We start from the raw sequence: 20480 nt of genomic DNA, 5'->3' as shown, positions 1-20480 counted from the left end.
ATCTCAATCCTTCAAGAGAACGCCGGCATTCTCGTCGAACGAGATCCAGACGTCCTGGTCGTAGGTGAAGGGATCGTCTACGGAGCGCTGCGCATTGAGGGAGGAGGCCTTGACGATCTTGCCGCTCTGCAATTTCACATGGAAGACGGTCATGTCGCCGAGATAGGCGATGTCCCAGAGTTCGCCGCTGGCGGCGTTGACCGAGGCGTTGGCCGGCGCCTGGCGGGTAACCCGCATCTTTTCCGGCCGGATGGCGAAGCCGACGGGACTGCCGGCCGGTGGCGCCTCGGAAGAGGCAACGCGCACGCTGAAGCCGCTGTCGACCGATATCTCGACGGTGCCGTTGACGGATGAGGCGACCTTGCCGTCGAAGATGTTGACGTCGCCGATGAAATCCGCAACGAAGCGGGAATTCGGCGCCTCGTAGATCTCCGCCGGTGTGGCCACCTGCACGACCTTGCCGTGGCTCATGACGGCAATGCGGTCGGCCATGGTCATCGCCTCTTCCTGGTCATGGGTGACGACGACGAAGGTGAGGCCGAGGCTCTGCTGCAGATCCATCAGCTCGAACTGGGTTTCCTCGCGCAGCTTCTTGTCGAGCGCGCCGAGCGGTTCGTCGAGCAGCAGCACCTTCGGGCGCTTGGCGAGCGAGCGGGCCAGCGCCACGCGCTGGCGCTGGCCGCCGGAGAGCTGGTTCGGCTTGCGGGAGGCGAACTGCTCGAGCTTGACGAGCTTCAGCATCTGGGCGACGCGCTCCGTCATCTCGTCCTTGGCCATGCCGTCCTGCTTCAGGCCGAAGGCGATATTCTTTTCCACCGTCATATGCGGGAAAAGCGCATAGGACTGGAACATCATATTGACCGGCCGCTTGTAGGGCGGCGTGCCGGCCATGTCGGTGCCGTCGAGAACGATCTCGCCCGAGGTCGGCTGCTCGAAGCCGGCAAGCATTCGCAGGAGCGTGGACTTGCCGCAACCCGAAGCGCCGAGCAGCGCGAAGAACTCGCGGTGATAGATATTCAGCGACAGATCGTCGACGGCGGTAAAATCGCCGAAGCGCTTGGTGACATTCTTGAAAGCAATGAAGGGTTTTGCAGAGGGATCGGTCCAAGGCGCAAAAGCGCGGCGGATATTGCCGAGAGACTTCATATTATTCCCCGAATAAAGGTTTTCCCGGCCTCCACCCAGGCCGGTAATTGAAAGGCCCGGACGTTTCCGTCCGGGCCCAAGGCTTAGATTACTGGCCGGTGACGATCTTCGTCCAGAGACGCGTCCCCAGGCGCTGCGTTTTCGGATCCCACGGCTTGACCGTGAAGAGGTTCTTCATCACCGCTTCGGTCGGATAGACTGCGGGGTCTTCCAGAATATCCTTGCTGACGAACTGCTGTGAAGCCTTGTTGCCGTTGGCATAGAAGGTATGGTCGCTCGCCTTGGCGATGACCTCGGGCCGCATCATGTAGTTCAGGAATTCGTGGGCCTCGGCGACGTGGGGCGCATCGGCCGGGATCGCCATCATGTCGAACCACATCTGGGCGCCTTGCGGGGGCACCGAATAATTGACCTCGACGCCGTTCTTGGCTTCGGCCGCACGGTCACGCGCCTGCAGCATGTCGCCGGAATAACCGAAGGCGATGCAGATGTCGCCATTGGCAAGCGCGTTGATATATTCGGACGAGTGGAACTTGCGGATATTCGGGCGGACGGCCGTCAGCAGCTCTTCAGCCTTCTTGAAATCCTCAGCCTTGGTGGAGTTCGGGTCGAGGCCGAGATAACGAAACGCCGTGGTGATGACGTCCTTCGGTGTGTCGAGGACGTAGATGCCGCAATCCTTGAACTTTGCGGCGACCTTCGGATCGAAGATCACTTCGAGCCCGGGCTTGGCATCGGGACCGAGGATTTCGGCGACCTTCTTGACATTGTAGCCGATGCCGTCGGTACCCCACATATAATCGACCGCGTGTTCGTTGTTCGGGTCATATTCGGCGGTGCGCTGCTGGATCACATCCCACATGTTGGAAAGGTTCGGCAGTTTCGACTTGTCGAGCTTCTGAAAGACGCCCGCCTGGATCTGGCGCTGCAGGAAGTCGGCTGTGGGAACGACGACGTCATAACCCGTGCCGCCGGCGAGCAGCTTGGTTTCCACGGTCTCATTGGAATCGAAGGTGTCGTAGACGACCTTAATGCCGGTTTCCTTGGTGAAGTCGGCAAGGATGCTGTCGTCGATATAATCCGACCAGTTGTAGACGTTGACGACGCGCTCCTGGGCAAAGGCCGGCGCGGCGGCGAGGAGTGCGGCAACGGCGGCGGCCGTCACGCTTGGAATGATTGACCTCATGACTTCTCCTGTTTGTTCAAAGAGCCCGCACCCCCGGACGTCTTTTCCCTCTGGTTTTATCAGCAGACTAAGAAGGAATTTCACAGCCCACAAGCGCAAAATCCTGCGCCTTCAATGATTTCACAATCACTGGAAATCGAAGGCGCTGAGCCCCGCCACCATCTCGTCGAGCCCGAGCGGCCGCGTCACCGGCGGCTCGGCGCGGGAAAGGCAGCCGCGCCGCTCGCACAGGCGACAGGCCGGGCCGATCTCGACCGCATCGAGCGCTGTCGCCTGGCCGTAAACCAGGCCGTCGCCAAGGGCGGCGTCGCAGCCGATCAGGATCGCGGTGCGCCTCAGCCTTTCGCCGAATTCGACGCTCGGCCCCTCCAGGGTGCGGGCGACCGTCAGGAAGGAGGCACCATCCGGCATCACCACCGTCTCGGCCAGAATCTGGCCCGGCTGCAGGAAGGCGGCGTGGAGATTAAGCTTCGGACAGCCGCCGCCGAACCGCGCCTGTGGAAAGCCTTGGGCGCCCGCCCGGCGCAGCCGGTGGCCGGCGGCATCGATCTCGATCAGGAAGAAGGGAATGGCGGCCGCGCCGGGGCGCTGCAGCATCGTCAGGCGGGCAGCGGCATGGCCGAAGGAGACGCCGAAGCGCGCCCGCAGGATGTCGATATCGTAACGCGTTGCCTTGGCCGCCGACAGAAAGGCTTCATAAGGCATGGCGAGCGCCAGGGCGGCGATGCGGGCAAGCTCGAAGCGGGCGATGCGGCGGGCCTCGGCGGAGGAGAGCTGGAGATCGTCGAGCTCGGCATCGATTGCCGGAGCCAAGGCAAGGGTCGCGGCCTCGACCGCCATCTCGTGCGCACGGTCGGCCTGCGACAGGCGCTCCGAGATGAAAAGCCGCATCGAATGCCGGTCGAAGCGGCGGCGCAGATCCGGCATGACGTGGACCGGCAGGACACGCACCGCAATGCCGCGCTCGGCGCGCAGCCAATCCTTCAGGCCGGCCGCAAGATCCACGCCGCCGGGCAAGGTCGCGGCAAAGGCTTCCGCCGCCGTCTCGATCCGTCCGAAATAGGCAGACCTGCGCTCCAGCGTCTCGCGCACCTCATCGAGCGGCAACCGGCCGGCGGCAAGCGGCGCATGGCCCTCGGCCGCCATCAGAGCCGTCAGATCGGACAGCCTTGCCGCCTGCTCGCGATAGGCGCGGTAGAGCTTGATCATCCCGCTTGCCGCATTGGGGGCAGCTTCCGCGACCTCCACCAGTTCCTGGTCGCCGGGCAACTCGCCGGATAGAAGCGGATCGGCAAAGACTTCCTTGAGCTGGCCGAGACTGCCGCCGGTGTGCCCGCGCAACTCCTCCAGATCGACCCGATAGACGCTTGCAAGCTTGAGAAGCAGCTGCACCGTCAGCGGCCGCTGGTTGCGCTCGATCAGGTTCAGGTAGGACGGCGATATTTCCAGCGCCTCGGCCATGGCGGTCTGCGTCAGCATCAGCGCATTGCGGATGCGCCTGACTTTCGGCCCTGCGAATATCTTTCGTTCCGCCATGTCACACCCTTTGACAAGCACGCGGCACCAATATTTACAAAACTTTACAAATTCACAGAGCCGCTCTGTCAATTCTCGTCATCTTAACCTCTTTCCGACCCGGAAATCAAAGGTTTTCCTGGCCTTGGCGCACAATATTGTCAATCTTGTCATCAACGCCCCAGACAACGATTTTTCGTGAGGAGATCAGCATGACCGATTTTTACAAGCTCGTTCCAAATGCACCGGCGGGCCGCTTCGACGGCATCGAACGGCCCTATTCGGCCGATGACGTGCAGCGGCTCAGGGGCTCGGTGGCGCTCACCCATACGCTCGCCGAAATGGGGGCGGACCGGTTGTGGCGACTGCTGCGCCAGGAAGATTTCGTCAATGCGCTCGGCGCGCTTTCCGGCAACCAGGCCATGCAGATGGTGCGCGCCGGGCTGAAGGCGATCTATCTCTCCGGCTGGCAGGTGGCGGCCGACGCCAATACCGCATCGGCCATGTATCCCGATCAGTCGCTCTACCCGGCCAATGCCGGGCCGGAGCTTGCCAAGCGGATCAACCGCACGCTGCAGCGCGCCGATCAGATCGAGACCTCGGAGGGCCAGGGCCTTTCGGTCGACACCTGGTTCGCACCGATCGTCGCCGATGCGGAAGCCGGCTTCGGCGGGCCGCTCAACGCCTTCGAGATCATGAAAGCCTATATCGAGGCGGGTGCGGCCGGCGTCCATTTCGAGGATCAACTCGCCTCGGAGAAGAAATGCGGCCATCTCGGCGGCAAGGTACTGATCCCGACGGCCGCCCATATCCGCAATCTCAACGCCGCCCGGCTTGCCGCCGACGTCATGGGGGTCGCGACGCTCGTCATCGCCCGCACCGATGCCGAAGCGGCGAAACTGCTGACCTCCGATATCGACGAGCGCGACCAGCCCTTCGTCGATTATGATGCCGGGCGCACGGTCGAAGGCTTCTACCAGGTGAGGAACGGCATCGAGCCCTGCATCGCCCGGGCGGTCGCCTATGCGCCGCATTGCGACCTCATCTGGTGTGAGACCTCGAAGCCAGATCTCGAGCAGGCGCGGCGCTTTGCCGAAGGCGTGCACAAGGTCCATCCCGGCAAGCTGCTTGCCTATAATTGCTCGCCGTCCTTCAATTGGAGGAAAAACCTCGACGAGGCGACGATCGCAAAGTTCCAGCGCGAACTCGGCGCGATGGGCTACAAGTTCCAGTTCATCACGCTCGCCGGCTTCCACCAGCTGAACTACGGCATGTACGAACTGGCGCGCGGCTACAAGCAGCGGCAGATGTCGGCCTATTCCGAACTGCAGCAGGCGGAATTCGACGCCGAGGTCAACGGCTACACCGCCACCAAACATCAGCGCGAGGTCGGCACCGGCTATTTCGATGCCGTGTCGCTCGCCATCACCGGCGGCCGCTCGTCGACCACGGCGATGCACGATTCAACCGAACATGCGCAGTTCAAACCGGCTGCGGAATAACCCGAAGAGGAGGAGAAGACCATGGCATCCATTTCACGCGTCAGGGAACGGGCCGAGGAGCAGGCGACCAGCATGAGCGAGGATCAGCAGACGACGATCCGCATGCTCGCCAACGACCTGCATCGGCTGAACCAATCCGTCATGAAAGCCGTCGAGGCCGGCGTCTCGGTCGAGCTGGTGCGCTCGGCCCGCCATCACGGCGGCGACGGCAACTGGGGCGACCTGCTGATCCCCGTCGTCGTCACCAACCGGCATTGAGGAGAAACGCCCGCGTATCCGTAAAGGCGCGCGGGCGTTTCTTATTATACGTCAGCCACGGCTCGGCCGTTTTCCGGCGAAGAGATCGGCATAACTTCTGATCAGCCTGGTCATGCGGTCGGCGACCGTGCGGATCTCCGGGCGATGGCGGTCCTCGGCATTCATGACGATCCATTGCGCGTGGCGCAATTCCGGCAGCTCGCCGCCAAGCCGCTGCAATTGCGGATCGAGATCGCCGACGAAACAGGGAAGCACTGCCTTGCCGGCACCGGCGCGCACCAGATCCGGCAGCGACCGCGGCCGGTTGACGGTGGCGACGATATCCGTTGCGGCATGGGCATGCGGCCAACGCAGATAGGCCGAGATCGCCTCCTCCTCGGCGACCGCGATCCAGCGTTCGTCGGTCTCGGCGGCGTTGCTTCTGATATAACAGGCATAGGCCACCTCGCCGAGCCGGCGTGCGGCAAGATTGGCCTCCTCCGGCTCAAAGGCGCGAATGCCGATATCGCTTTCGCGATAGGCAAGGCTCGCCCGCGCCTCGCCGATGGTCAGCGAAATGGCAAAAGCATCGCCCGGCATGCGGATTGCCGCAAAGTTCTCCGTCAGCAGCCAGGCAACCCAGGTGCCGGCGGCGATCCGGACGGTCGTGCCGCCCTCGCCCGATTGCCGCCAGGCGTCGACTTTACGGGCGGCGGCCTCCATCTCCTGAAGGTGGTCGAGCAGCGCCTGGCCATCCCGGGTCAGGCGATAGCCGGTCTGGCTGCGCGAAAACAAGGCGCGGCCGATCTCCTGCTCGAGATCGAGCATGCGCCGGCCGACGGTTGCGGGGCTGAGCCCGCTTGCCGTGCTTGCGCCCGTCAGGCCGCCAAGGCGGGCGACCTGCAGGAAAAGCTGATAGGAATCCCAATTTGCATTTTTCATCAATGAAAAACATAACGGGATTTTCTCTGTTTATGAAGAGATATTCGAAGCCTAAATCATGGGGTGTCTTCTACAGGAAAGGACATCGCCATGATCGACATGATCATCATCGGAGGCATCCAGGGATTTCGGCACAATCGCAGGCCGGGCGGAGGCAAGGCGGAGGAGGACCGGTTCTATGCCGAGTTCGGAGACAACAGCATCCGCTTCGCCGCCTGGCTGACCTCGCTCAATCTCAATCTCAGACTGCGCCGCAAGGCTGCGGCGCAATCCGGCGGCAGCTGCGGCCGCGTGCCTCAGGCGACCTTCCTTGCGGCGCGGTGAGCGGTGGCGGGCTCTGCGATGATGCGGAACCGCTCGATCAGCGCCATCAGCGTATCGGCTTCGCCGGCAAGCAGGCGGCTTGCCTGCGTCGTCTCGGCCACCATCGAGGCGTTCTTCTGGGTCATCTGGTCCATGGCGTTCACCGAACCGTTGACCTCCTGCAGTGCTGCCGACTGGTCGCGGCTGGCGGTGGCGATGGTCTCGACATGACCGCTGATCGCGATGATCTCCTGGCTGATCGAGGCAAGGACGCTGCCGGTCTTCTGAACCAGCTCGGAGCCCACCGTCACTTCCCGGCTGGAGGTCTCGATGAGCGACTTGATCTGACGCGCCGCATCGGCCGAACGCTGGGCGAGTTCGCGGACCTCCTGGGCGACGACGGCAAAACCCTTGCCGGCCTCGCCGGCGCGGGCCGCCTCGATGCCGGCGTTCAGCGCCAGAAGATTGGTCTGGAAGGCGATATCGTCGATCACCTCGATGATCTGCTCGATCTGCTGCGAGGCCTGCTCGATGCGCTCCATGGCGGCGACGGCATCGCCGACGACGGCGCCGGAATTGTCGGCAGTCTTCTTGGTGGCGGCGACGACATTGTTGGCTTCACGGGCGCGCTCGGCCGACGAGCGAACCGTGACGGTGATCTCCTCCACCGCCGCGGCGGTCTCTTCGAGGCTTGCCGCCTGCGCCTCGGTGCGCTTGGAAAGCTCACTTGCTGAAACCGACACGGCGCCGCTGTTGCGCTGGATGGTCGAGGCGCTGTCGCGGATGCCGGAGAGCGTATCCTGGAGCCGCAGCAGGGAAGCGTTGAAATCGACGCGCAGCTGCTCCAGCCGGCCGACGAAGGGCGTGCCGATCGTTTCCGAGACATCACCCTGCGACAGGCGTCCGAGGCCGGCGGCAAGCTGGTTGACGGCAAAGTCGATCTGGCTATCGAGCGAGCGCTTGTCGGCATCGTTCCGGGCGCGTTCGGCATCGCTCAAGGCGCGCTGTTCGGCCGCCTGCGTTTCCAGGTCGCGCCGCGCGCGGGCGCTGTCGCGGAACAATGCCAAGGCCCGGCCGATATCGCCGAACTCGTTGTTCTTGTCGACGCAGGGGATTGCGCCATCGAGATCGCCGGCGGAAATCGAATGAACGCTCGCGGTCAGCGCCTGCAAAGGCTTCACCGACAGGCGGATCGCATAGAAGGCGAGAACACCGACGATGAGCATGACGATGAGGCCGACGCCGAGAACCAGCATCTGCAGCTCATTCAGCCTTTGGTAATAGAGCTCCATCGGAATGCCGATGAAGAGAATGCCGACATTGGCATTCGACGCATTCTTGATCGGGAAATAGCCGGTCATGAATTTGCGGCCGAAGAGATCCGCCGGGCCATAATAGGCTTCGCCCCTGGCGAGAACCGGCTGGGCGGGGTGCTCTGCGACGAGCTTGGTGCCGACGGCACGGTCGCCGTTTTCCTTCTTGACGTTTGTGGAGATGCGAACGTAGTCGCTGCCCTGCTTCTGAAAGATCGTGGCTACACCGGCGATCGACTGCGCCGTGCGGTCGACCAGCGAATGATCGGCGAGCGTGGGAACGGCGTCTTCGGTCACGGCGGAGATCTGATTGTCCTTCAGCTCGATCTTTGCCGCCTCATCGGCCGCGCCATAGAGGACCGCCATGGCGCGGGTGGCTTCCCGGGCGTCGGCAACCGCGCCGTCCATGACATAGCGGCTCAGATTGTAATAGGTCACGCCGACGATGGCGGCCGTGCTGATCGCCAGCAGAAACAGCGTGATCGCAACGATCTGGCGGACGATCGACGTAGAGAAAAGGCGCAGCATCAAAACCCCCGGCGGAAAACCAAGGCTAAATTAAGCGAAAAGCGTTAAGGAAAATTTTCCGTAAATCAGGGTCGACAAAACCCCTCCCCACAAGGGGGAGCGGCTCAACCTGCCGCACCCATTTTCCATATCTGCGACGTTTCGAGTGGAACGAGGCAGGCGCTCCGGGTTAGTCCCTCCCCCTTGTGGGACCCTTGTGGGGAGGGGTTGGGGAGAGGCCTTTCACACAGCCGGAAAGGGCAAAGCGGCGATCTCCTCGGCCGCCAATATCCACTACCCCGACAGTAAATAGAAACGGCCCCGGAAAAAGCCGGGGCCGTTCGAAGGAAGACAGATCGGGCGACGATCAGGCGGCGCGGTAGACCGGCGCTACCGCCGTCTCGCCGTCGATCTTGAACTGCTGGATGAGCCTGCGCAGAGAGTCGGCCTCGTCCGCCAGTTCGCGGCTGGCGGCGGTGGTCTCCTCCACCATGGCGGCGTTCTGCTGCGTCATCTGGTCCATCTGGTTGACGGTGGCATTGACGCTCTGCAGCGCATTGGACTGGTCATGGCTGGCGCGAGCGATCATCTCGACATGCTGGCTGATCGTGACGATCTGGGCGCTGATCTTGGCGAGCACCGTGCCGGTCTCCTGGACGAATTGCGAGCCGGAGCTGACCTCGTTGGTCGACTTGTTGATCAGGCCCTTGATCTCCTGTGCCGCGGCTGCGGAACGCTGGGCCAGTTCGCGCACTTCCATCGCCACCACAGCAAAGCCCTTGCCGGCTTCACCGGCACGCGCCGCCTCGATGCCGGCATTGAGCGCCAGCAAGTTGGTCTGGAAGGCGATCTCGTCGATGACGCCGATGATCTGCTCAATCTGGCGCGACGCATCCTCGATGCGGCCCATCGCGTCGATCGCATTGCTGACGACGACGGCGGAGTCGTCGGCACTGCGCTTGGCCTGGCGGACGATCTGGTCGGCGTCCTTGGCGCGTTCGGCCGACGAGCGGACCGTGACGGTGATCTCGTCGACGGCGGCGGCGGTCTCTTCGAGCGAGGCGGCCTGCTGTTCGGTGCGCTTCGACAGATCCTCGGCCGACTGGGCCATCTGATTGCCGTTGCCCTGGATCAGTTCGACATTGTCGCGGATCTGGCTCATCGTCGCCTGCAGACGCATCATCGAGCCGTTGAAATCCTGGCGCAGCTGTTCGAGGCGGCCGATGAAGGGCGTTTCGATCGTCGTCGAAATATCGCCCTGCGACATGCGTTCGAGGCCGGCGGCCAGCTCGTTGACCGCGAATTCAATCTGGCGATCCATTTCGAGCTTTTCGGCGTCGTTGCGCTGGCGCTCGTGTTCGGCGGCGGCGCGTTCCTCGTCGCTCTGTTCCTCGATGCGGATCTTCGAGATGGCGTTTTCCTTGAAGATGCCGAGCGCGCGGGCCATGTCGCCGATTTCATCGTAGCGCTGCTCGCCTGTTATGCTGGTATCCAGCGCCCCTTCGGCGATGCGGCGCATGGCGCCGGTGATCTGGCTGATCGGGCGCTGCAGCGTCAGGACCAGGGCGATGCCGCCAAGGATCGACAGGAGGATGCCGAGACCGGTGGTCATGACCGAGATGCTGTTTGCCTGGGTGCGCTCAGTGCCGGCCGTCTGCTTCTGCAGCTCGGCGAAGTCGGTCAGCTTCTTCCAGATGCCGTCGAGTTCCTGGCGGGCCGCAGCATAGGCCGTGACGCGCTCACCGATCGTATCGACGATCTTCGAGCCGCCGCCGGAGATGGCGTCAAGTGCCGGCTGGATCGCGCCGGAGATGCCTTCGGCAAAGCCCATGCCCTTGGCGCTGGTGATCAGCACCTGCATGTCCTTGCCGAGCGTGCCGGCCTGCTGCTGCAGGCGCACGAGGTTATCCTGGCTGGAGTTGGCGAGGAAATCGGACAGCACGATCTGCAGCGCATAGACGGAATTTTCGAGGCGGCGCGTATCCTGAAGCACGGAATTGGTCTGGGCGATGCGGCCTTCGAGCTCGGCGAAGCGCTGTGTCGCCTCGCGCATCTTCTGCGTTGCCGTCAGCTGCGTATAGGTCGAGGTCTGGCGGAAGCGCGAGACGAGACGGCCGAGTTCGGCGATGTCCTCATCGCTCGGAGTGGGCATCTGCGCGATCGCCTTGATGCTGTCGATGGTTGCGCTCAGCGCGTCGATGACGTTCTTCTGATTGGTCGGAACCGAAATGGCGATCTGCCGCTGGGCTTTGATGATCGCCGGCATCTGTTCGTTGATGTAGGCGATCTTGTCCTGCGGCGTCTGCGGCTTGCTGTAGCCGCTGGCGACCGTGCCGAGGAAATCGCCGCCCTTCAGCAGGCGGTCGGCTGTGCGCAGCGTTATGGTGGCGGCACCCTCGTCGTTCTGCAGCGCGGTCTGCAACTCCTCGGCCTGGTAGGAGACCGTGAAGCGGGTGCTGATCAGGCTCTTCTGCGCCGCGTCGATCTGTTCATGCAGGGCCTGCTCCTGCTCATGCAGCGCCCACAGCTTGTCGACGACGCCCGATATGTCCTTGGTGCGGCGCGACGCCTCGGCAAGGCTGTCGCGGCCGGCGGCCTCATCGCCGACCTGGTTCAGCGTCTGATCGAGCACGCCCTGCTGGGTCTTCAGCTCCGCAGTCAGCTCGTCGCGCGCCTGCTGGCTGGTGACGCGCAGGAAATCGTCCATCGAACCGTAGAGATCCTTGAAGCCGCTCAGCGACTGCAGGACGCTGTTGGATATTTCCATGCGGCCCTGCAGAAGTCCCGAAGCGTAAAGGCCCGTCAGGCCCACCGCCGAAATGGTGACGACGAAAGGCAGAACGAAGATCAGAACTTTCGTCTTGATCCTGAAGCGGGAAAGAATCTTGTCAATCAACATGGCGTTCCGGGCCTTTCATACACCACTCCTCCCGCCGGCGGCCATCTGGCGCCAGCCGGGTACACATCGAGCTGTTTTTAAATTTACATTGGGGAACCCGGAAGCCAGGCGGCAGTCATTGCCAGTTCATGTCCAAACAACTTGGAGATGCCCAAATAATCGCGGGGAATTGTGTCAGATTAGGTATTAATTTTCGGATAAGCGGTCATGGCAGGTTAAGCCAAGGCAGTGAAATAGTTGCAAATTGCCGGCGGCAACACCGCAGCGCGGCAATCGACATGCCGCAATGTTCTTTCAAGGCCGGCAGACGAGATCAGATGAGGTGCGACAGCAGCAGCGCGAGGCTGGCGGCGGTGGCGCCGGCGGCGAGCATCAGATAACGCAGGGCGACCATCCGGGCGTTCGGCTTTGCCTCGGCGATTGCGATGGCGCGGGCGCGTCGTGTGTTTCCGGTCATGCTCGAAACCTCACTTCTGTCTGATACAACAATCCAACAAAACAGCTTGCCGGTAAAGCATTATCTAGGAACGATCTTGCAAACCGCCAATTGAGACAGGATGGCGCACCTCTATTAAGAAGTCTTGAATCTGTATTTCCGGCGCGAGGCGATTCCGGGCGACAGGAAAAAACAAAGAGCTTCAGGCGTATTCGCCGGCGGCAAAACCGGAGGCCCAGGCCCATTGGAAATTATAGCCGCCGAGCCAGCCGGTGACATCAACGCATTCGCCGATGAAATAAAGCCCGGGCACGGCCTTTGCCTCCATGCTGCGGGAATCGAGTGCTGCCGTATCGATACCGCCGAGCGTCACCTCGGCGGTGCGGTAGCCTTCGGAGCCGGATGGTTTGAGCGCAAAATTCTGGGCGCTGGCGGCCAGGCGCAGCAACGCCTTGTCAGGCAGATCGGCCATGTTGCCGGAGATTTTTTCGCGTTCCGCGAGAAACTGCGCCAGGCGCTTCGGCAGGATGTCGCCAAGTGCGGTCTGCGGCGACTGCCGGCCATTGCGCTGTTTTGCCGTCTTCAGATGCGCCGCGATGTCGATATCCGGTTCGATCACCACGACGATCTCGTCGCCTTCGCGCCAGAAAGAGGAGATCTGCAGGATAGCAGGGCCGCTCAAGCCCCGATGGGTAAACAGCAGCGCTTCGCGGAAGGCGGTCTTGCCATGGCGGATTTCGGCCGGGGCGGAAATGCCGGCGAGCGGGGCGACGGCCTCGAGCAGGCCGGGATCGAGCGTCAGCGGCACGAGGCCGGGGCGGGTTTCGAGCACGGGAAGACCGAACTGCTCGGCGAGGCGATAGGCAAAGCCGGTGGCGCCCATCTTCGGGATCGACTTGCCGCCGGTGGCGATGATCAGCGACGATGCTTCATAGACGTCCTCACCTGCGGAGATACGGAAGCCCGTCTCCACCCTTTCGACGCCCGATATTTCGGTGCCGAGATGCAGCGCTGCGCCGGCTGCGCGCATCTCCTCCAGCAGCATGCGGATGATGTCCTTGGCGCTGTCGTCGCAGAAAAGCTGGCCGAGCGTCTTTTCATGCCAGGCGATGCGGTGGCGGTCGACCATGGCGATGAAATCGGCGGGCGTGAAACGGGCGAGTGCGGACTTGCAGAAATGCGGATTGGCGGAGAGGAAGTTCTTCGGCCCGGCATGGATATTGGTGAAATTGCAGCGGCCGCCGCCCGATATGCGGATCTTCTCGCCAGGCGCCCTTGCATGGTCGAGGACCACAACCGAGCGGCCGCGTTTTCCGGCCCGGATGGCCGCCATCATGCCCGCCGCCCCGGCGCCGATGACGATGACGTCGCTTTTGCGCTGCAAACCCGTTTCCCCAATGAAGTCGCGCCTTCTTTTTCCATCAAAGGGCGAAAGTCAACGATCTCAACCCCTCGCCAATTGGCAAAGTCCGGTTATGATGGCGCCACGATCAACCAAACCGGTGTGTCATGTCCCCAAAAAAGACGACGCTGAAGCCTGCCAGAAACGTAACCGCCTCGAAGCAGACACCCCCGGACCCCGGATCCCTGCGCGGCGTTGCGAACTGGAAGGAAGCAGCGCGGTGGCTGAGGGACAGGGGCATCGAAGACATCGAATGCATCACGCCGGACCTTGCCGGCGTTCCGCGCGGCAAGATGATGCCGAGCTCGAAATTCACCTCGAACACCTCGCTGGCGCTGCCGTCGGCCATCTACCGGCACACGATTTCGGGAGAATATCCTGATGAGACCGAGAGCTTCCGCTACGAGCCGCGCGACAGCGACCTGAAGCTGATGCCCGATCTTTCGACGCTTTCCGTCGTGCCCTGGGAGACCGACCCGACGGCGCAGGTGATCTGCGACATCGTCGATTCGGACGGTGGCGAAGTATCCTATACGCCGCGCAACGTGCTGAAACGCATCCTGAGCCTGTATCACGAGCGCGGCTGGAAGCCGATCGTGGCGCCGGAGATCGAATTCTATCTGGTCGCCAAGAATGACGATCCCGACTATCCGCTGCACCCGCCGAAGGGCCGGTCCGGCCGCTCGATCCTCGGCGGCCAGGGCTATTCGATCGCCGGCATCAACGAGTTCGACGAGTTGATCGACGACATCTATCATTTCTCGGAGAAGCAGGGCCTCGAGATCGATACGCTGATCCATGAAGAGGGGCCGGCGCAGCTGGAGATCAACCTGCGCCACGGCAATCCGATCGAGCTTGCCGACCAAGTGTTCCTGTTCAAGCGCACGATCCGCGAGGCGGCGCTGAAACACGACATCTATGCGACCTTCATGGCCAAGCCGATGCAGGGCCAGCCGGGTTCGGCGATGCATATCCATCAGTCGGTGGTCAATATCGAGACGGGCAGGAACGTCTTCTCCAATGCCGACGGATCGGCCTCGAAGGAGTTCTTCCATTTCATCGGCGGCATGCAGAAATTCGTGCCGAGCGCGATGGCGATGCTGGCGCCCTATGTCAATTCCTACCGGCGCCTGCAGCCCGACATGTCCTGCCCGGTCAACAATGCCTGGGGCTACGACAACCGAACGACGGCCTTCCGCGTCCCGGTTTCCGATCCCCAGGCCCGGCGCGTCGAAAACCGGCTGCCGAGCTCGGACGCCAATCCGTATCTGGCGCTTGCCGCCTCCCTCGCCGCCGGCCTGCTCGGCATCATGAAGCAGATCGAGCCGACGGCCCCGACGGAGGATTCGGCCAATGAAGGCTCGATCGACCTGCCGCGCGGCCTGCTGGAAGCCGTGGCGCTGCTCGAGGACGAGCCGGCCTTCGAGGAAATGTTCGGCTCTCAGTTCATCGGCCTTTATGCCGGCGTCAAGCGCGGTGAGTTCGAGACCTTCATGCAGGTGATCAGCCCCTGGGAGCGGGAATTCCTTCTGCTCAACGTGTGAGGGAGCGCCATGGCATCGCAGGAGACGTGGCAGAGCCCGATCTCGCCGGGCCTATCCTGGTATCAGGCAACAGCGGGGGAGCGGCCGATCTATGCCGCCCTCGACGGGTCGAGAACAGCAGACGTCGCCATCATCGGCGGCGGCTATACCGGCCTGCAGGCCGCCTATCATCTGGCCAAGGCGGGCGTTTCGGTGGTGCTGATCGAGGCCTGCCGCTTCGGTGACGGGGCGTCCGGGCGCAATGGCGGCCAGCTCGGCACCGGCCAGCGGTGGTGGCCGGAAGAACTCGAGGAGAAGATCGGCTACGAACGCTCGAAGGCGCTGTTCGATCTTGCCGAGGCGGCCAAGCGCCATCTCATCGATTTTTCCCGCGAGCACCAGATCGAGATGGATTATGCGCCTGGCCAGCTCAACGTCGCGCACAAGGCGAGCTACCGACGCGACTATCAGGAAAATGCCGAGATCGCCGCAGAGCGCTACGGCTATCCGCATTTGAGCTTCATGGACGAGACGGAAACGCAGGAACGGCTGGGTTCGAAGCGCTTTTATTGCGGCGTGCGCGATGTCGGCACCGGCCATATCCATCCGCTGAAACTGCTGCTCGGGCTGGCGCGGGTCGCCGCCAATGCCGGCGCCGATATCTTCGAGATGACCAGGGCGAAAGCGATCCGTCAAAACGGCGGCAAGGTGACGGTCGAAACCGAAAGGGGAACGATCACCGCCAGCCGCGCGCTGATCGCCTGCGACGGCCATATCGACGGCCTCGAACCGGTGACGGCAAGCCATGTCATGCCGATCCGCTCCTTCATCGGCGCCACGGTCCCGCTCGACCGCCATCCCCAGGTGCTGCCCGGCGGCGAGGCCGTCGCCGATTCGCGCTTCGTCGTGCGCTATTTCCGCAAGTTCGGCGACGGCCGCCTGCTGTTTGGCGGACGCGAGGCCTATACGTCGGACAATCCGAAGGACATTTCGCAGCACATCCGCCGGCAGATCGCCGAGATCTACCCCGCGCTGAAAGATATCGAGATCACCCATGCCTGGGGCGGCAGCGTCGGTATCACCATGCCACGCCAGCCTTTCGTGCGCGAGGTCATGCCCGGTGTCATCTCCATCGGCGGTTATTCCGGCCATGGCGTCATGCTGTCAAACTACTGTGGCAAGCTTTACGCGGAAACGGTGCTGGGAAAATCCCGCGATCTCGACCTGTTCGAATCGCTCGATATTCCGGCCTTTCCCGGCGGTGCGCGCATGCGGGCTCCGCTGCTTTTTCTTGCCTTGTCGTGGTTTGCTCTTCGCGACAAGTTTTAGTCCGTTTGCGGATTTCCTCTTTGCGGAATTCGCTCTAAAACCGGTGCCTGACAGATTCATTGCACTGCACACTGGCTTTTTTAAATCGATTAGATTAAAAGGGCCGCCAACCAGCATGATTGAGAGACAAGCTCATGAGCAGCCAAATCATTCCCGTTGAGCCTTTTGATTACGTCGTCTTCGGCGGCAGCGGCGACCTCGCCGAACGCAAGCTTCTGCCGGCGCTCTATCATCGCCAGATCGAGGGCCAGTTCTCCGAACCGACCCGCATCATCGGCGCCTCGCGCAGCCCGCTTTCGCATGAGGAATACCGCAAGTTCGCCAAGGACGCGCTGAAGGAGCACCTGAAGAAGGGGGAATATGACGAAGCCGAGGTGGAGAAGTTCTGCGCCCGCCTCTACTACGTTTCGGTCGACGCCCGCACCGATACCGGCTGGGATCAGTTGAAGAAGCTGCTCGACGAGGGCAAGGAGCGCGTGCGCGCCTTCTACCTCGCCGTCGCGCCCGGCATCTTCGGCGATATTTCGCAGAAGATCCACGACCACAAGCTGATCACCAAGTCGACCCGCATCGTCGTCGAAAAGCCGATCGGCCGCGACCTCGCCTCGGCGCTGCAGCTCAACGACACGATCGGTCGCGCTTTCAAGGAAGAACAGATCTTCCGCATCGACCACTATCTCGGCAAGGAGACGGTGCAGAACCTGATGGCGCTGCGCTTTGCCAACGCGCTCTATGAGCCGTTGTGGAACGCCAACTACATTGATCACGTGCAGATCACCGTGGCCGAAGCGGTCGGCCTGGAAGGTCGTGCCGGCTACTACGATACAGCAGGCGCATTGCGCGACATGGTGCAGAACCACATCCTGCAGCTGCTCTGCCTGACGGCGATGGAAGTGCCCTCGTCGATGGATTCGGAAGCCGTCCGCGACGAGAAGCTGAAGGTGCTGCGCGCACTGAAGCCGCTCAATGCCTCCAATGTCGAGCAGGCGACGGTACGCGGCCAGTATCGCGCCGGCGCATCGGGCAGCGGCCCGGTCAAAGGCTATCTCGAAGAGCTCGAAGGCGGCATCTCGAACACCGAGACCTTCGTCGCCATCAAGGCGGAGATCAACAACTGGCGCTGGGCGGGCGTTCCCTTCTACATCAGAACCGGCAAGCGCCTGACCGGCCGCATGTCCGAGATCGTCATTACCTTCAAGCCGATCCCGCATGCGATCTTCGACCAGGCGGCCGGACGCATCGTTGCCAACCAGCTAATCATCCGGCTGCAGCCCGACGAGGGCGTCAAGCAGTCGCTGATGATCAAGGATCCGGGCCCGGGCGGCATGCGCCTGCGCAACGTCTCGCTCGACATGAGCTTCGCCCAGGCCTTCAACGTCCGCAATCCCGACGCTTACGAGCGTCTGCTGATGGACGTGGTCCGCTCCAACCAGACCTTGTTCATGCGCTGCGACGAAGTCGAAGCCGCATGGAAATGGGTGGATCCGATCCTCAAGGGTTGGGAGACCACCGGCCAGCAGGTGCAGGGCTATACGGCCGGCACCTGGGGCCCGAGCCAGGCCATCGCGCTGATCGAGCGCGACGGCCGCACCTGGCACGACGATATCTAAGGGGAAATCGATGGCATCGACCCTGCATTCCTTCGCCAGCGCCGCAGACCTCGCCGGCAGCCTCGCCGACAAGGTCGCCGAGAGGCTTTGGGCGGCAATCTCAGCCCGCGGAACGGCGTCCATCGCCGTTTCCGGCGGCTCGACGCCGAAGGCCTTCTTCCAGGCGCTTTCGACACGCGACCTCGCCTGGGACAAGGTGACGATCACGCTCGTCGACGAGCGTTTCGTGCCGGCCGACAATCCGCGCTCGAACCATCTGCTGGTCGATGCCAATCTCTTGCAGAACAAGGCGAAGTCGGCGCGTTTCGTGCCGCTTTACCAGCCCGCCGCCTCCGTTGAGGAAGCCGCCCGGCTTGCGACTGAAAAAAGCGCCGAGATCGGCATTCCCTTCGACGTCGTCATCCTTGGCATGGGCGGCGACGGCCACACGGCCTCGTTCTTTCCCGGCGGCAGCAATCTGGCCAAGGCGCTCGATGCATCGACGCCGCGCGGCATCATCACCATGGAAGCGGAAGGGGCCGGCGAGCCGCGCCTGACCTTCACCTTCTCCAGTCTTCAGGATGCCGCACTTCTGGTTCTCCATATTGAGGGCGAAGGTAAAAAAGACGTTCTCGCCAAGGCAGAAGGCAAGGGCGAAGAAGCAGAAATGCCGATCCGCGCCATTCTGCGCCGGGCCACTTCCCCGGTCGAGATCTACTGGGCTCCCTGACCGGCCCCACAGGCCGCCGGAGCCGGCGAACACATAGAGACGAACCAGAACAAGGCAGGGATTTTCCATGTCCGCTCACGCACGCATTGCTGCGATTACGAACCGCATTGTCGAACGCTCGAAGCCGACCCGCGAGCGCTATCTCGAACGCCTGCGCGCCGCAGCCTCCAAGGGTGTCCAGCGCTCGGTGCTCGGCTGCGCCAACCTTGCCCACGGCTTCGCAGTCTGTTCCCCCGCCGACAAGGATGCGCTCGCCGGTGACCGCATCCCCAATCTCGGCATCATCACCGCCTATAACGACATGCTCTCGGCCCACCAGCCGTTCGAGACCTATCCGGCGATTATCCGCGAAGCGGCCGCTCAGGCCGGCGGCGTGGCGCAGGTCGCCGGCGGCGTGCCGGCCATGTGCGACGGCGTCACCCAGGGGCAGCCGGGCATGGAGCTTTCGCTGTTCTCGCGCGATCTGATCGCCATGTCGGCAGGCGTCGGCCTGTCGCACAACATGTTCGATGCCGCCCTCTTCCTCGGCGTCTGCGACAAGATCGTGCCGGGCCTCGTCATCGCGGCGCTCTCCTTCGGGCATCTGCCGTCGATCTTCGTTCCGGCCGGGCCGATGACAACTGGCCTGCCGAACGACGAGAAGTCGCGCGTGCGCCAGCTCTTCGCCGAGGGCAAGGTCGGGCGCGCCGAACTCCTGGAGGCGGAATCGAAGTCCTATCATGGTCCCGGCACCTGCACCTTCTACGGCACCGCCAACTCCAACCAGATGCTGATGGAGATCATGGGCTTCCACATGCCCGGCTCCTCCTTCATCAATCCCGGCACGCCGCTGCGCGAAGCGCTGACGCGCGAAGCCGCCAAGCGGGCGCTGGCGATCACCGCGCTCGGCAATGAATTCACCCCGGCCGGCGAGATGATCGACGAGCGCTCGGTCGTCAACGGCGTCGTCGGCCTGCATGCGACCGGCGGCTCGACCAATCACACGCTGCACCTCGTCGCCATGGCGCGCGCGGCCGGCATCCAGCTCACCTGGCAGGACATTGCCGAGCTTTCGGAAGTGGTGCCGCTGCTGGCCCGCGTCTATCCGAACGGACTTGCCGACGTGAACCATTTCCAGGCAGCCGGCGGCATGGGCTTCCTCATCAAGGAACTGTTGAAGCACGGCCTGGTGCATGACGACGTGCGCACCGTCTTCGGCCAGGGGCTCGAAGCCTATACGGTCGATGCCCGCCTCGGCGAGAACCGGACCGTGCTGCGCGAGCCGTCGCCGGAAAAGAGCCACGATCCCAAGGTGCTCTCCAGCATCGAGACGCCGTTCCAGGCGAATGGCGGGCTGAAGATGCTGCGCGGCAATCTCGGCAAGGCGGTCATCAAGATCTCAGCCGTCAAGCCGGAGCGCCACGTCATCGAGGCGCCGGCGATCATCTTCCACAGCCAGCAGGAACTGCAGGACGCCTTCAAGGAAGGCAAGCTCAACCGCGATTTCATCGCCGTCGTGCGCTTCCAGGGGCCGAAGGCGAACGGCATGCCGGAGCTGCACAAGCTGACGCCGCCGCTCGGCGTGCTGCAGGATCGCGGTTTCCGCGTGGCGCTCCTGACCGATGGGCGCATGTCGGGGGCCTCAGGCAAGGTGCCGGCGGCGATCCACGTCACCCCGGAAGCGGTCGACGGCGGCCCGATCGCCCGCATCAAGGATGGCGACATCATCCGCCTGGACGCGATCAAGGGCACGCTCGAGCTGCTGGTCGATGCGGCCGATATGGCCGAGCGCGAGCCGGTGACCGTCGATCTCTCCGACAATGAATTCGGCATGGGCCGCGAGCTCTTCGCACCCTTCCGCCGCGCCGTCGGCGCTTCGGATCAGGGGGCGAGCGTGCTCTTCCACAACTGAGCACGGCCGCCCAGGACAAGCAAAAACCCG

16 protein-coding genes are annotated in these 20480 nt (G+C 63.0%); 8 read left to right on the top strand and 8 right to left on the bottom strand.

Features of this window, described 5'->3' with window-relative positions; translation table 11 throughout:
• Positions 1-3: 3 nt before the first annotated feature.
• The 3 genes from RHEC894_RS03710 to RHEC894_RS03700 all read right to left on the bottom strand — a co-directional run bounded on the left by RHEC894_RS03710 (position 4) and on the right by RHEC894_RS03700 (position 3868).
• Complete coding sequence (locus RHEC894_RS03710) at positions 4-1146, bottom strand: ABC transporter ATP-binding protein (RefSeq protein WP_085736272.1); 1143 nt, start codon at positions 1144-1146, stop codon at positions 4-6.
• 88 nt (positions 1147-1234) lie between these two features.
• On the bottom strand, positions 1235-2332 hold the full coding sequence (locus RHEC894_RS03705) for a polyamine ABC transporter substrate-binding protein (RefSeq protein WP_085736270.1): 1098 nt from the start codon (positions 2330-2332) through the stop codon (positions 1235-1237).
• A 126-nt stretch (positions 2333-2458) separates the two neighbouring features.
• Positions 2459-3868: a short-chain fatty acyl-CoA regulator family protein gene (locus RHEC894_RS03700; protein WP_085736268.1), complete on the bottom strand. Its 1410-nt coding sequence runs from the start codon at positions 3866-3868 to the stop codon at positions 2459-2461.
• Between the two features lie 191 nt (positions 3869-4059).
• Here RHEC894_RS03700 and aceA point away from each other — a divergent pair, with 191 nt between their 5' ends.
• Both aceA and RHEC894_RS03690 read left to right on the top strand, forming a co-directional pair.
• Entirely contained in the window at positions 4060-5349 is a 1290-nt protein-coding gene (gene aceA, locus RHEC894_RS03695; RefSeq protein ID WP_085736266.1) for an isocitrate lyase, read from the top strand.
• 21 nt (positions 5350-5370) lie between these two features.
• Positions 5371-5607, top strand: a complete 237-nt coding sequence (locus RHEC894_RS03690) for a hypothetical protein (protein ID WP_003570242.1) — start codon at positions 5371-5373, stop codon at positions 5605-5607.
• A gap of 51 nt (positions 5608-5658) precedes the next feature.
• Here the strand turns inward: RHEC894_RS03690 and RHEC894_RS03685 are convergent, their stop codons facing one another.
• Positions 5659-6528, bottom strand: a complete 870-nt coding sequence (locus RHEC894_RS03685; RefSeq protein ID WP_085736264.1) for a LysR family transcriptional regulator — start codon at positions 6526-6528, stop codon at positions 5659-5661.
• Positions 6529-6618: 90 nt separating this feature from the next.
• On the opposite strand from RHEC894_RS03685, the gene RHEC894_RS03680 reads away from it, so the two are divergent.
• A complete protein-coding gene (locus RHEC894_RS03680) occupies positions 6619-6852 on the top strand; it encodes a hypothetical protein (RefSeq protein ID WP_010066778.1) in 234 nt (77 codons plus the stop codon).
• On the opposite strand, the gene RHEC894_RS03675 is transcribed toward RHEC894_RS03680, so the two are convergent.
• The 4 genes from RHEC894_RS03675 to RHEC894_RS03665 all read right to left on the bottom strand — a co-directional run bounded on the left by RHEC894_RS03675 (position 6825) and on the right by RHEC894_RS03665 (position 13370).
• Positions 6825-8672, bottom strand: coding sequence for a methyl-accepting chemotaxis protein (locus RHEC894_RS03675; RefSeq protein ID WP_085736262.1), 1848 nt, complete (start codon positions 8670-8672; stop codon positions 6825-6827). The two genes, RHEC894_RS03680 and RHEC894_RS03675, sit on opposite strands and share 28 nt — an antisense overlap.
• Positions 8673-9018: 346 nt before the next feature.
• Entirely contained in the window at positions 9019-11550 is a 2532-nt protein-coding gene (locus RHEC894_RS03670; RefSeq protein WP_085736261.1) for a methyl-accepting chemotaxis protein, read from the bottom strand.
• Positions 11551-11863: 313 nt separating this feature from the next.
• Positions 11864-12007 (bottom strand): hypothetical protein, encoded by a 144-nt coding sequence (locus tag RHEC894_RS32840; RefSeq protein WP_010067509.1) that lies wholly within the window; start codon positions 12005-12007, stop codon positions 11864-11866.
• Positions 12008-12188: 181 nt separating this feature from the next.
• Positions 12189-13370: an NAD(P)/FAD-dependent oxidoreductase gene (locus RHEC894_RS03665; protein WP_245339493.1), complete on the bottom strand. Its 1182-nt coding sequence runs from the start codon at positions 13368-13370 to the stop codon at positions 12189-12191.
• 125 nt (positions 13371-13495) lie between these two features.
• Here RHEC894_RS03665 and RHEC894_RS03660 point away from each other — a divergent pair, with 125 nt between their 5' ends.
• The 5 genes from RHEC894_RS03660 (at position 13496) to edd (ending at position 20450) form a co-directional block, all read left to right on the top strand.
• Positions 13496-14932 (top strand): glutamine synthetase family protein, encoded by a 1437-nt coding sequence (locus tag RHEC894_RS03660; RefSeq protein ID WP_085736257.1) that lies wholly within the window; start codon positions 13496-13498, stop codon positions 14930-14932.
• Between the two features lie 9 nt (positions 14933-14941).
• Complete coding sequence (locus RHEC894_RS03655; protein WP_085736255.1) at positions 14942-16240, top strand: FAD-binding oxidoreductase; 1299 nt, start codon at positions 14942-14944, stop codon at positions 16238-16240.
• Between the two features lie 134 nt (positions 16241-16374).
• A complete protein-coding gene (zwf, locus tag RHEC894_RS03650) occupies positions 16375-17850 on the top strand; it encodes a glucose-6-phosphate dehydrogenase (RefSeq protein ID WP_085736254.1) in 1476 nt (491 codons plus the stop codon).
• Positions 17851-17860: 10 nt separating this feature from the next.
• Entirely contained in the window at positions 17861-18559 is a 699-nt protein-coding gene (gene pgl, locus RHEC894_RS03645) for a 6-phosphogluconolactonase (RefSeq protein WP_085736252.1), read from the top strand.
• A 67-nt stretch (positions 18560-18626) separates the two neighbouring features.
• On the top strand, positions 18627-20450 hold the full coding sequence (gene edd, locus RHEC894_RS03640; protein WP_085736249.1) for a phosphogluconate dehydratase: 1824 nt from the start codon (positions 18627-18629) through the stop codon (positions 20448-20450).
• Positions 20451-20480: the final 30 nt, after the last annotated feature.

Origin of the sequence: Rhizobium sp. CIAT894, from assembly GCF_000172795.2 — a bacterium.
GTDB lineage: Bacteria > Pseudomonadota > Alphaproteobacteria > Rhizobiales > Rhizobiaceae > Rhizobium.
Note: the sequence above shows the minus strand (reverse complement) of the source record. Positions and strands in the feature narration are given on the sequence as shown.

Coding starts and splice junctions, on each gene's coding strand:
- RHEC894_RS03710 (WP_085736272.1), bottom strand. CDS start 1,146: ATGAAGTCTCTCGGCAATATCCGCCGCGCTTTTGCGCCTTGGACCGAT.
- RHEC894_RS03705 (WP_085736270.1), bottom strand. CDS start 2,332: ATGAGGTCAATCATTCCAAGCGTGACGGCCGCCGCCGTTGCCGCACTC.
- RHEC894_RS03700 (WP_085736268.1), bottom strand. CDS start 3,868: ATGGCGGAACGAAAGATATTCGCAGGGCCGAAAGTCAGGCGCATCCGC.
- aceA (WP_085736266.1), top strand. CDS start 4,060: ATGACCGATTTTTACAAGCTCGTTCCAAATGCACCGGCGGGCCGCTTC.
- RHEC894_RS03690 (WP_003570242.1), top strand. CDS start 5,371: ATGGCATCCATTTCACGCGTCAGGGAACGGGCCGAGGAGCAGGCGACC.
- RHEC894_RS03685 (WP_085736264.1), bottom strand. CDS start 6,528: ATGAAAAATGCAAATTGGGATTCCTATCAGCTTTTCCTGCAGGTCGCC.
- RHEC894_RS03680 (WP_010066778.1), top strand. CDS start 6,619: ATGATCGACATGATCATCATCGGAGGCATCCAGGGATTTCGGCACAAT.
- RHEC894_RS03675 (WP_085736262.1), bottom strand. CDS start 8,672: ATGCTGCGCCTTTTCTCTACGTCGATCGTCCGCCAGATCGTTGCGATC.
- RHEC894_RS03670 (WP_085736261.1), bottom strand. CDS start 11,550: ATGTTGATTGACAAGATTCTTTCCCGCTTCAGGATCAAGACGAAAGTT.
- RHEC894_RS32840 (WP_010067509.1), bottom strand. CDS start 12,007: ATGACCGGAAACACACGACGCGCCCGCGCCATCGCAATCGCCGAGGCA.
- RHEC894_RS03660 (WP_085736257.1), top strand. CDS start 13,496: ATGTCCCCAAAAAAGACGACGCTGAAGCCTGCCAGAAACGTAACCGCC.
- RHEC894_RS03655 (WP_085736255.1), top strand. CDS start 14,942: ATGGCATCGCAGGAGACGTGGCAGAGCCCGATCTCGCCGGGCCTATCC.
- zwf (WP_085736254.1), top strand. CDS start 16,375: ATGAGCAGCCAAATCATTCCCGTTGAGCCTTTTGATTACGTCGTCTTC.
- pgl (WP_085736252.1), top strand. CDS start 17,861: ATGGCATCGACCCTGCATTCCTTCGCCAGCGCCGCAGACCTCGCCGGC.
- edd (WP_085736249.1), top strand. CDS start 18,627: ATGTCCGCTCACGCACGCATTGCTGCGATTACGAACCGCATTGTCGAA.